The 11,225-nt window shown below is 57.3% G+C and carries 9 protein-coding genes; 5 read left to right on the top strand and 4 right to left on the bottom strand.

The window, feature by feature from the left end:
• The first annotated feature begins 26 nt into the window (after positions 1-26).
• Both K5658_RS08650 and fbaA read left to right on the top strand, forming a co-directional pair.
• Positions 27-1,958, top strand: a complete 1,932-nt coding sequence (locus tag K5658_RS08650) for a TIGR03986 family type III CRISPR-associated RAMP protein (protein ID WP_221066539.1) — start codon at positions 27-29, stop codon at positions 1,956-1,958.
• A gap of 126 nt (positions 1,959-2,084) precedes the next feature.
• Positions 2,085-3,164, top strand: coding sequence for a class II fructose-bisphosphate aldolase (fbaA, locus tag K5658_RS08645; RefSeq protein WP_221066538.1), 1,080 nt, complete (start codon positions 2,085-2,087; stop codon positions 3,162-3,164).
• Positions 3,165-3,233: 69 nt separating this feature from the next.
• On the opposite strand, the gene K5658_RS08640 is transcribed toward fbaA, so the two are convergent.
• A complete protein-coding gene (locus tag K5658_RS08640) occupies positions 3,234-4,064 on the bottom strand; it encodes a carbohydrate ABC transporter permease (protein WP_221066537.1) in 831 nt (276 codons plus the stop codon).
• 7 nt (positions 4,065-4,071) lie between these two features.
• Complete coding sequence (locus K5658_RS08635) at positions 4,072-5,130, bottom strand: integron integrase (protein WP_425515919.1); 1,059 nt, start codon at positions 5,128-5,130, stop codon at positions 4,072-4,074.
• 562 nt (positions 5,131-5,692) lie between these two features.
• Between K5658_RS08635 and K5658_RS08630 the strand changes: the two genes are divergently transcribed.
• Together K5658_RS08630 and K5658_RS08625 are read left to right on the top strand one after the other, a co-directional pair.
• Positions 5,693-6,838 carry a TIR domain-containing protein gene (locus K5658_RS08630; RefSeq protein WP_221066536.1) on the top strand — a complete coding sequence of 382 codons (1,146 nt, stop codon included), beginning with the start codon at positions 5,693-5,695 and terminating at the stop codon, positions 6,836-6,838.
• 153 nt (positions 6,839-6,991) lie between these two features.
• A complete protein-coding gene (locus K5658_RS08625) occupies positions 6,992-8,371 on the top strand; it encodes a hypothetical protein (protein WP_221066535.1) in 1,380 nt (459 codons plus the stop codon).
• Positions 8,372-9,140: 769 nt separating this feature from the next.
• Here the strand turns inward: K5658_RS08625 and K5658_RS08620 are convergent.
• Both K5658_RS08620 and K5658_RS08615 read right to left on the bottom strand, forming a co-directional pair.
• Positions 9,141-9,686: a transposase gene (locus K5658_RS08620; RefSeq protein WP_246628633.1), complete on the bottom strand. Its 546-nt coding sequence runs from the start codon at positions 9,684-9,686 to the stop codon at positions 9,141-9,143.
• Positions 9,687-9,706: 20 nt separating this feature from the next.
• Positions 9,707-10,255, bottom strand: a complete 549-nt coding sequence (locus tag K5658_RS08615) for a helix-turn-helix domain-containing protein (protein ID WP_221066534.1) — start codon at positions 10,253-10,255, stop codon at positions 9,707-9,709.
• 121 nt (positions 10,256-10,376) lie between these two features.
• Here K5658_RS08615 and K5658_RS08610 point away from each other — a divergent pair, with 121 nt between their 5' ends.
• On the top strand, positions 10,377-11,204 hold the full coding sequence (locus K5658_RS08610; RefSeq protein ID WP_221063606.1) for an IS5 family transposase: 828 nt from the start codon (positions 10,377-10,379) through the stop codon (positions 11,202-11,204).
• Positions 11,205-11,225: the final 21 nt, after the last annotated feature.

Raw genomic sequence — 11,225 nt, 5'->3', positions numbered from 1 at the left:
AACCTCCCAGCCCAAGGTATCCTCCCATGAACCGTCCCATCCACCGCCGCGATTCCAGGGCCAACCCGCCCGCGCAAGATGCGCCCAACGCCAAACGCGAGTTCAGCAAACCCAATATGAGCGCCATCCCCCGCCCCGCCATCGCGCTGCGCGGCATCCAAGCCCCGTACAACTTCGTGCCGCTGGCCGATTGGGTGTATTTCCCGCCGTGGAGCGCGTCCGCCAGCCACGACCTGCCATTCTCGGACGGCATCGGCGGCACCCTGGAATTCACGCTCTATACCGAATCGCCCCTGCTGGTGGCCCATGAGCAGGAGGTCGGCGAGAAACGCTTCATCATCGCCCCCGATGGCCGCCCCATGATCCCCGGTTCCAGCCTGCGCGGCATGATCCGCAACGTCCTGGAAATCGCCACCTTCGGCAAGATGCACCTGATCGACGACCGCCACCTGGGGATCCGCGACCTCTCGGGCGGGATGCCCGCCTATGCCAAGGCCATGACCGAGAAGGTGGGCCGGGCCTACCGCGCCCGCGCCGAAACCGGCTGGCTGCGCTTCGAGCAGGGGGTGTGGAAGGTCTATCCCTGCCGCCATTCGCGCATCGAACACGACGATCTGATGACCTTGCTCAGCCCGGATGCGGGCCGGGAATTCAAGGATTTCGTGCTGGGCAAGCTCGACGATAGCCAGCGCAGCGCCCAGGCCAAATACCGCAAATGGGAGGAACTGGGCGGGAAGCCGGACATCCGTTTCGAGCCCGGCCCGCTGCGCGACCATCCCCATAGCCGGGGCAACCTGCTGCGCTACAGCAAAGCCACCCAGATCGGCCAGGGCAAGCGCAAGGGCCGCTTGGTGCTGACCGGCCAGCCCAGCCCGCGCAAGCACATGGAATTCCTGTTCTACCACACCGAACAGCACCCCATCGAACCCAGCAAGGAAGTCATGCGCGGCTTCCTCAAAATCCACGAGGATTCCAAGGACTGGGAATATTGGAAGCAGCGCCATTGGCAATCGGGCGATGCCATCCCGGTATTCTTCATCTACGAGGGCGACCGCATCGCCTCGCTGGGCCTGGCGCAGATGTTCAAGCTGCCCTACAAGCTGTCGATCCACGACGCCCTGCGCAATTCTTCCGAGGACCATTGCGAACAAGGACGGTTGGATTTCGTGGAGACGCTGTTCGGTTGCACCCAGGCCGAGGCCCAGGGCCGCCGCGGCCTGAAAAGCCGGGTGTCGTTCGGGGCCGCCTTCTCCGAGGACGCCCGTTTCGGCGACAGCGTGACCGTCATCCTCAACAGCCCCAAGCCCAGCTATTACCCCAACTACATCCGCCAAGCCACCGCCGCCAACGGGATGCAACTCGACCCCGAGGCGCAGGGCTATACCACGCTGATGGACGAATTCGCCGAACTCAGGGGCTGGAAACGCTATCCCGGCAAACCCTTCCACCCGCCGCGCTGCCTGCAACCCAGCAAGGTGACTTCCACCTTGCATCCGCTCAAGACCGGGGCCACCTTCAAAGGCAAGCTCAGGTTCCACAACCTCAAGCCGGAAGAACTGGGCGGCCTGGTCTGGGCCTTGACCTGGAACGGCGACCGCAACCTCGTCCACCAACTGGGCACGGGCAAGCCCTTGGGATTCGGGCAGGTCCGCCTCGAACTGGACCGGGTCAAGCTCCAAGGCAACGATCCCGGCCTACCCACCGAACCGGCGGGCCGGGTGCTGCAACAATGCGGGCTGATGTTCTGCGCCACCATGGAACAAGCCTGCCGCGACCAGGAACCGGGCGGCTGGCGCAATTCGCGCCAGATCACGACCCTCCTGGCGATGGCCGATCCCTCCATCGGCGAAGGCCGGCATTTGAACCAAATGGTCCTGGACCACCAAACCCGGCGCAACGATTTCGTCGAGGCCAAGAAGCGGGAGAATTTCTACGTACTGGAAGATTACGAACCCTGAGCGCTTCCGGGGCGGGCCGGGGTGGAGTCCCAGGAACCACCGGCCCGCGCCGGTTTTCCCTGTCTGACGCAACCCGTTTCGGCTATAATGCCCGGCTTTCCAACCCGTTGTAGATAGGGCTCATCCATGTCACAGAAAATCCTAGACGCAGTTAAACCCGGCGTAGCCACTGGCGCAGATGTCCAGAAAATCTTCGAGATTTGCAAGGAGAACAAATTCGCCCTGCCCGCGGTGAACGTGGTGGGCACCGATTCCGTCAACGCCGTCCTCGAAGCCGCCGCCAAGGCCAAGGCTCCGGTCATCATCCAATTCTCCAACGGCGGCGCCCAGTTCTACGCCGGCAAGGGCTTGAAGCTGGAAGGCCAGCAAGCCGCCATCCTCGGCGCCATTTCCGGGGCCAAGCACGTCCACGCCGTGGCCGAAGCCTACGGCGTCCCCGTCATCCTCCACACCGACCACGCCGCCAAGAAACTGCTGCCCTGGATCGACGGCCTGCTCGACGCCGGCGAAAAGCACTTCGCCGAGACCGGCAAGCCGCTGTTCAGCTCCCACATGCTGGACCTGTCCGAGGAAAGCCTGCAAGAAAACATCGAAATCTGCGCCAAGTACCTGGAGCGCATGGCCAAGCTGGGCATGACCCTGGAAATCGAACTGGGCGTGACCGGCGGCGAGGAAGACGGCGTGGACAACAGCGGCGCGGACCATGCCTCGCTCTACACCCAGCCGGAAGACGTGGCCTACGCCTACGAACACCTGATCAAGATCAGCCCCAACTTCACCATCGCCGCCAGCTTCGGCAACGTCCACGGCGTGTACTCGCCCGGCAACGTCAAGCTGACCCCGAAAATCCTCGACAACTCCCAGAAGTACGTGTCCGAGAAGTTCGGCATCCCCGCCAACAGCCTGAACTTCGTGTTCCACGGCGGCTCCGGCTCCAGCCCGGAAGAAATCGCCGAGTCCATCAGCTACGGCGTGGTCAAGATGAACATCGACACCGACACCCAATGGGCGACCTGGGACGGCATCCGCCAGTACTACCTGAAGAACGAAGGCTATCTGCAAGGCCAGATCGGCAACCCCGACGGCGAGGACAAGCCCAACAAGAAGTTCTACGATCCCCGCGTGTGGCTCAGGGCCGGCCAGACCAGCATGGTGGCCCGCCTGGAACAGGCGTTCAAGGAACTGAACGCGGTCGGCTCGCTGTAAGCGCCCACCACCGTTAAGGACGGAAAAAGCCGGGGTTCGCCCCGGCTTTTTTTATGCCCGCCGTCCGGGCTATTCCTTGACGCCGCCCAGCACCAAGCCCTCGATGTAGTACTTCTGCAAGGCCAGGAACAGCGCCACCACCGGCAGCACGGTCAGCACCGCCCCCGCCATCATCAATTCCATGTCCAGCGCGTGTTCGCCCATGAGGTTGGCGAGGGCCACCGGCAGGGTGTAGCGCTGGCTGTCGGTGAGGATCACCAAGGGCCACATGAAATCGTTCCAGGTGCCCATGAAGGTGAAGATGGCGAGCGTGACCAGGATCGGGCGGCACAGCGGCAGGACCAGGGACCAATAGATGCGGAATTCGCCCGCGCCGTCGATGCGGGCGGCGTCGAGCAGGCTGTCGGGGATGGACAGCGCGTATTGGCGGACCAGGAAGATACCGAACAGGCTGGCGAGGCCGGGGACGACGACACCGCCGAAGCTATCGACCAACCCCAGGCTTTTCAGCAGCAGGAACAAGGGCAGCATGGCGACCTGGGACGGAATCACCAGCGCCGCCAGCAACAATCCGAACAGCCGGTCGCGGCCCCGGAAGCGCAGCTTGGCGAAGGCGTAACCGGCCAGGGAATTGAACAACAGCGAGAGCGCCGTCACCGCCGTGGCCACGGCGAGGCTGTTGAGGGCGTAGCGGGCGATATCGAGCCGGGCGAACAGGGCGCGGTAATGGGCGAGGCTGGGTTGTTCCGGCCAGAGTGGCGGCGGGAAGCGGTTGGCTTCTTCCGGGGACATGAGGGAGACCGCGACCATCCACAGCAGGGGGAACAGAGTGAGGGCGGTGGCGGCGACGAGGGCGAGGTGTAGGAGGATTGATTTTAGGGGCGCGGGGAGGTGGAGCATGGTGGCGCTACCGGGAAAGCTGGTGGGGTTGAGGATACGCCATCGCGGGCTTTACAGGCGGTCGAGGGGACTGACCACGCCGCGCCCGCCCCGGTTGAGGACGTGGGTATAGATTGGTGTTCACGTCCTTGTGGCCCAGGAGTTCCTGGACGGTGCGGATGTCGTAGCCCGTTTCGAGGACGTGGGTGGCGAAGCTGTGGCGGAAGGTATGCGGGGAGACCGGCTTGGCGAGGCCCGCGGTTTGCGCGGCCTTCCTCACCGCCCGCTGCAAGGATTTCTCGTCTACATGGTGGCGGCGGCGCTGGCCGGAGCGCGGATCGACCGACAGCCCCCGCGCCGGAAACACATATTGCCAGCCCCATTCCCGCGCCGCGTTGGGATATTTGGCCGAAAGCGCGTCGGGTAGCCAAACCGCGCCGTATCCCTCCGCCAAGTCCGCCGCGTGCAGGACGCGGACCCGTTGCAAGTGCGCCTTGAGCGGGTCGGCTAGCAGCACCGGCAACATGGTCACCCGATCCTTCGCGCCTTTGCCGTCGCGTATGGTGATTTGCCGCATCTGGAAATCCACGTCCTTGGCCCGCAGGCGCACGCATTCCATCAGGCGCATCCCGGTCCCGTAGAGCAGGCGGGCCATGAGGCCGAGGGTGCCTTCCAGATTTTCCAGCACCATGCCGACCTCGCGCACCGTGAGTACGGTCGGCAGGCGTTGGGGCCGTTTGGCGCGTTCGATGCCGTCGAGCCAGGGCAAATCCATCCCCAGCACCGCTTTGTAGAGGAATACCAGGGCGGAGAGCGCCTGGTTCTGGGTGGAGGAGGCCACGGTGCGCTCGATGGCGAGGTGGGATAGGAAGGCGGCGACTTCGTCCGCGCCCATGTCCTTGGGATGGCGCTTGTTATGGAAGAGGATATAGCGCCGAATCCAATCGACATAAGCGCGTTCGGTGCGGAGGCTATAGTGCCTCAGCCTTATGGCATTGCGGACTTGATCCAGGAGCTTGGGCTTAGCTGCGGGGGATGGTGTGATATTGGACAGACTTGGTGTGCTAATCGGGGATTGGGCGACCATAGCTTGAAGCACTCCTGGGCTGGATTGGCTGAATAAGGATGAACTAATGGGGCACCGACCTCTAAAAACCGCCTATTAAAATCAAGTGTATGCAAACTTGCAACAGTCCAGGAGGGTAAATATTCACGATTGACACATGAACGATTACCGGCGTATCGTGTGAGCCATGTCGCGGCCTGGACCAGTGTTATCGGTCAGGTCGGATATTGGATTAGGCACCGTTTGGTGTCTACTACACGTTCGCCGCGATTTAGGGATATTTGGATACATTAACGACCGGAATAAAATGAGTCAGGCCGTTGAGCTTTTATCCAAAAGGCGATACCCTCGCGTGGTGCATAACGGAGTTGATGCACCACGCGAGGGTATCGCCCTTTAGGTGAACGTCTGCCCCATTTTGCCCCGGCTGTTAACGGGGGTTCAAAGTGTAAATCACGTCGAACTCTGCGTTGGAGCGAACACGGCGCGGGCATGTTCAGTGGGAATAGCTAGTTCATCGGCGCGCCGCGTCGCTCAACTACGACGTTAGGCCGCAAATTCGAGACGTCATCTCATTCAACGAATGAAAAACTTCTTTATTAGCTACACCAGTTCCGACTCAGCTTGGGCAGAATGGATTGCCTGGGAATTAGATTTGGTTGGATCAAGCACCTTAATGCAAAAATGGGATTTCTCTCCAGGCACCAATTTCGCTGAATCCATGCATTCAGCAATAAAAGAATGTGAACGACTGATACTTGTGCTATCGGATGCATCATTAAAATCGAAGTTTGTGGCCGCCGAGTGGGCAGCATTTTTCGCTAAAGATCCAGTAGGAAGCAAAAAACTCTTAGTCCCAGTCAGAATCGACGACTGCATACCAGATGGACTACTGGGTCAAATAGTCTATGTGGACCTACTTGGACTAGGAGAGGAACAATCCCGAACCATACTTATGGAAGCATTGGGTGTAAGTGGGGCCAAGCGAAGGCCGAAACCACTCTTCCCAGGAACAAAGGCTTCTGCAACAACAGTTAGCGGACCCACATTTCCGGGATCTAATGAGTCAGATCTAGTTGGCGCCTCCGTTGGAATACTTAGTTCATATTTCGCCGCTTCAGCAGGAAACGTACTTCCAACTATTCGTCGACGCGCACTCGGTCGAATATTCGTTGAAAGACACTTGCAATCACTAATTGAAGCCGAAAAGGGACTCGGAAATGCTGTCTCCATCATTTCACTCGACGTTGACGGAATGTCAGGTATTAACACACGATTTGGAGTTGACATCGGCGACGCCATAGTTGAAAGAATATTGCATCATTGCGAAGGTCTGCCTGACCGACTCCTAGTTGGCAGAATGGGTGACGACACTGTTTTTGTATTGATAAGCAGTCGTTACGAGCACGATATCGCGAAACTGGCAGGAAATATTGTTCGCAAGATATCTAAGGCGAGTTGGGGGGCAGTTGCACAAGGCTTGTACGTTCACTGTAGCGCCGGTTTTGCTATTTTTTACGACGCATCGGAGCCAGCCTTTGAGACAGTGCTGCGCGCCATTGAAGGACAACTATCAGCCAAGAAGAGTGGTGGGAATAGGGCAGTGGCTGGGCCTGAATTCTCTAGTGCTGATCAAGATCGAAGAAACCGAGCGAGTTTAGAGCGTAAAGCGCTAGCGCAGCTGATGGGTATAAGCAGGAGAACGGGGCAAAATTGGCCCATATCATAGAACCAAAGTTTGCAGCCTAACCATTCGCTCAACCGGACCCGTTGCGGCATGCGGCTAAAGGCCCGCCATTTCATTCTGGGCCTTTAGCCACATACCGCAACGGTCCGGTTAGCTCAAACGTTAGGCAAAAAATCAGACTTTCGGTAAACAAAAGTGGATCGAACCAAAATTTCGATAAAGAATGAAGAATCAAGATTGCATCTATACGGTGGATGCTTCGACTTAGTTAATGGATTACATCTGCCTAGCAGTACAATTGAGGATATTAAATTCTCTTCATTGTTTTATAAGCATATAGTGGTTCCAGATGGTTTTTTTCATTGCTACGGGCCATTGTATTCGCACTACAAAAACATAAAGGAAAATTATAATTCTGATGATATTTCAAAGCTTTTAAAGGCAGGAATCATAACTCCTTCGCTACGAACGGGCGAATCTCTTTACGAGAATTGGAAAAACGGTGGAAACATCGGAATTACCCCTGGTCAATTTATGATTGTTGACCAAGCCGACGGAGATATAATAAAGACTATTGACCGATACGTTTCAAAATACATGCATTGGCCAGAAGATATGGGGAACGCAAATAAGATAGAATTTTCAAGGCTAATATATGATGCACTGGTTGACGAAAATAGCAATTACTCTCTAGCCCACAAGCAACGACCAAGTAATCTTCCATTTTATGAAGATTATCAATGGACTAAATGCGAAGAATTAATAGATGAATTTATAGGAATAGTTACTGATAACAAAGATAATCCTAAATTTAGAAGAGGCGACATCGAGAAGTTGATTTCAAAGAACCTGGGCATTGAAATGAAATCCTACAAGGAACTTAACTCTAGGGCGATCAATGCTACGCGATTACATGACTTAAACTTTGGCGTTGCGTATATTATTTCTAACTTATCAACAACCACCTATGAAGCATATCATGCAACTCAATTTTCCACAGTAGGCGGTCTATTTCCTCAGCATGAGGATAAACTTATTGAAGATGGGCTATATGATTACTTGGTTGATTTAAAAAAAATAAACATAGAACATAAAGAAAAAAGAATTTTATTCGGAACTCTTGATGTAAATAAACTAAGCACAGATGAAATTATAAAATTCAGAATTGAAGAAGATGAGTTGTTCGATGAATACTGCAAAAAAGTCATCAATATTGAATATTCTTCTGGTGTAAGATTTAAAGATGCGAACAATGATTTTATAGATTTTTTAGCTTCACGCTATATTCCGACCATTATAAGAAAATATCCGCATTGTGGGTATATTGAAAAATCGGTGAAAGTTGCCGGAGATATTGCTGCGATCATCACATTCGCCGGAAATGATTTATCAAATTTATCGAGTATAAAAATTGGCGGTAGTACTCTAGCTACATACATTGCTGGTGTTAGGGTAATTGAGCGATTGACTGATAGATTTAAACCTGTCATTCAAGATATTGAAGGTTTTTTAAGACAAAAATATTTAGTACATAAATTTAAAAAAGGGAACTATCAACGATGGAATAGCGAATAAGCCTAGGACCGTAGTCTTGTAGTGTGCGCACGGCTTAGGCGTTGAAGTAGCTGGTCCGGTTGTGCCGGGAAGGGTTTTGAAGGCTGAATTCGGAGCGAACCGGCCACTTGGAGAAACCCCGCAGATTTGGGTTTCGATAACCGGGTAATCCGAGATTCCGCTACGGTTCCCGATTTCGGAATCGGTGGTTCCGGGAAAGCGGATCGCGGGTTTCCAAAAGTCCGGTTTCAAGCCGAAGCTTTCGGAATGGCGGAACCGGAAAGCCCGTTCTCCGTAGCCAGCCTAACAAGTCATTCAAGTGGGACGCGGACTCAACAGCATTTCTCCGAATCGACTGCGGAGCGCCGCGCCCCTTAATTTTTTCGTTAGGCGCTGAAGTAATGGATTCCGGTGGAACCGGAAAGTGGTTTGAGGGCTGGATTCGGATGGAACCGGCGACGCGGATAAACCCAGCGAACCGGGGTTTCGATAACCGGGCGATTCGGGGATTCCGGAGCGGTTCTCGGTTTCTGAAAAAGTGAATCGCGGGTGTTCGCAAGTTCGGATTTAAACCGGAGCTTTCGGGATGGCGGAACCGGAAAGCCCGTTCTCCGTAGCAGGCCTAACAAGTCATTCAAGTGGGACGCGGACTCAAGGGCATTTTTCCGAATCGACTACGGAGCGCCGCGCCCCTTAATTTTTTCGTTAGGCAAATCAAACCGGAGAGAATCATGTTCAAGAGCAAAGCGGCGATTTTGGTTGGTGCAATGGCAATTACTCCCTTCCCGCCCTAAGACCACCCACTTTTTGGCAGGCGGTAGATATGGCTGAGAATGTTCTTGACCTGCTGGGGTGTTTGGGGAGGGGCCTGGGCCAAGTGCCGATGGACGCGCTCGGCCCGCTGCTGGACGGTCATGGCATGGGGCAGGTGGTAGAGGGAGTTCTTCCTGACGAGGCGGATGAGGTATTCGGCCGGGTTGAACTTGGGGGAGTAGGCCGGGGTGTGGAGGAAGTGCACGGCGATGCCCTGGGCCAGGGGGATTTCCGCCAGCAACTCGGCCAGAGCGGCCTTCATGGAGTCGTTGTGGATGGAGCAGTTGTCGAGGATGAACAGAATCCTTTGGTAGCCCAGGCTGGCGTAGCGCAGGACGATCAGGGCGATGACGTAAACGGCGTTCGGGGTTTTGGCCTGGGGTTGGAAGTCCACGGTGGTCTGGCCGCTGCCCAGGTCCAGGGCCAGGAAGCCGTTCAGTTTCTCCCGCCGCTTCTCGTTGCTCGGCGGCGCCGGGGCGGTGTTCTTCTCCGCCCAGGCGTAGTGGGTGCAGGTCGTGGACAGCAGCGCGAACTCGTCGAGGGCTACGAGGGCGGTGCCGGGGTCGGCCTCGGCGGTTTTTTTTCGAGCGCCTCCACGAAGCCGGCCCGCTCGGCGGGCTTGGCGGGGCCGTAGTCGCGGTGGGCGCGCTGGTGGGAGAGGCCCAGTTCGTCGAAGATTTCGTAAAGCCGGTTGGCGCTCAGCGGCAGGCCCCACTTCTTAACGAGCAAACCCTGGACGTGGGCCGCCGTCCATTGGTAACTGTCGATGCCATAGTCCGCCGGCGTCTTGTGGAGCAGGATGTAGCGCAGGACCTTGCGCCGCTGCGGGTTCAGGGTTTGCGGGCGGGGCCGCCTTTGCGGGGCCAGCAGGGCGTCGAAGCCACCATGCAGGTAGCTGTCCAGCCACTTCTCCAGCGTCTTGCGCTGGACTCCCTGGCTGCGGCAGACCCCGGCCATGCTCTCGCCATCCCACAGGGCCTTCAAGGCCAGCAGCCTACGCCGTCGGCTTTGCTGCTGGTGGCGGTAGAACAGCGCCTGCCACCGTTCACGGTCCTGCGGGGCCAGCCGTTGGATGCGGATACAGCGGTTCATCGTGCCTTTCCCAGTCCAGTTCGATTGCCTATAAGCTTAGAGGACATCCGGCACATCTTGTGCTTTGCGCGGCGAACGCTTAAAAGACCCGTCTTTTGCGAAGCGGAAGCGGAGGAGACCCATGAGTTGCCTGGAAATCTCGGACCGGCTGTGGGAGCACGTGGAGCCATTGTTGGAGCCGTTCAAGCGGCGCAGGCCGGGCGGCTCCAAGCCGCTGGAGTTCCGGACGGTCATGAACGGGATTCTGTATGTGCTCAAGACCGGTTGCCAATGGGATTGCCTGCCGGCCTGCTACGGCTCGAAAAGCGCGGTCCACGAGCACTTTCAGAGATGGGTTGCCGCCGGCGTGTTCAAGGAGATGTTCCGCTGGTCGGCGGCGGAGTACGAGGAACTCGAGGGGTTCGACCTGGCTTGGCAGTCGATGGACGGCAGCCTGGTGCAGGCCCCGGTCCGCCAAGCCCGCTGCCAGAAGGACGAGGGCCTGGGGCGCAATCCCACGGATCGTGGGCGCAGCGGTGGCAAGATCCACCTTCAGGTGGACGGGAAGGGGATGCCTTTCGCCGTCGCGCAGGCCGGGGCCAACGTGCACGACAGCCGCCTGGTGACGGTCACCGTCGAGGCGGCCGTGATCGAGGCACCCGCCGACGCCGGGCAAAGTCCCAGGCATCTTTGCCTGGACAAAGGGTATGGCTACGAACGGGTCGAGCGGGAAGTCGCGGGACTGGGCTACACCCCCCATATCCGCAAGATCGGCGAGGAGAAGCGTTCCTGCGACTCCGAGCCAACCCACCCCGCGCGGAGGTGGGTGGTCGAGCGCGCTTTCGCCTGGCTCAAGGGCTTCCGGGCCATCCGAACCCGCTACACCTGCCGGGGAGCCAACTATCTGGCCTTCCTTCAGTTGGCGTGCGCCCTGATCCTGGGAAGACGGATCGAGGCCAAAACCGTGTAAGCAGTTTATGTGCCGGATGTC

This window comes from Methylomagnum ishizawai (genome assembly GCF_019670005.1).
Classification (GTDB): domain Bacteria; phylum Pseudomonadota; class Gammaproteobacteria; order Methylococcales; family Methylococcaceae; genus Methylomagnum; species Methylomagnum ishizawai.
Note: the sequence above shows the minus strand (reverse complement) of the source record. Positions and strands in the feature narration are given on the sequence as shown.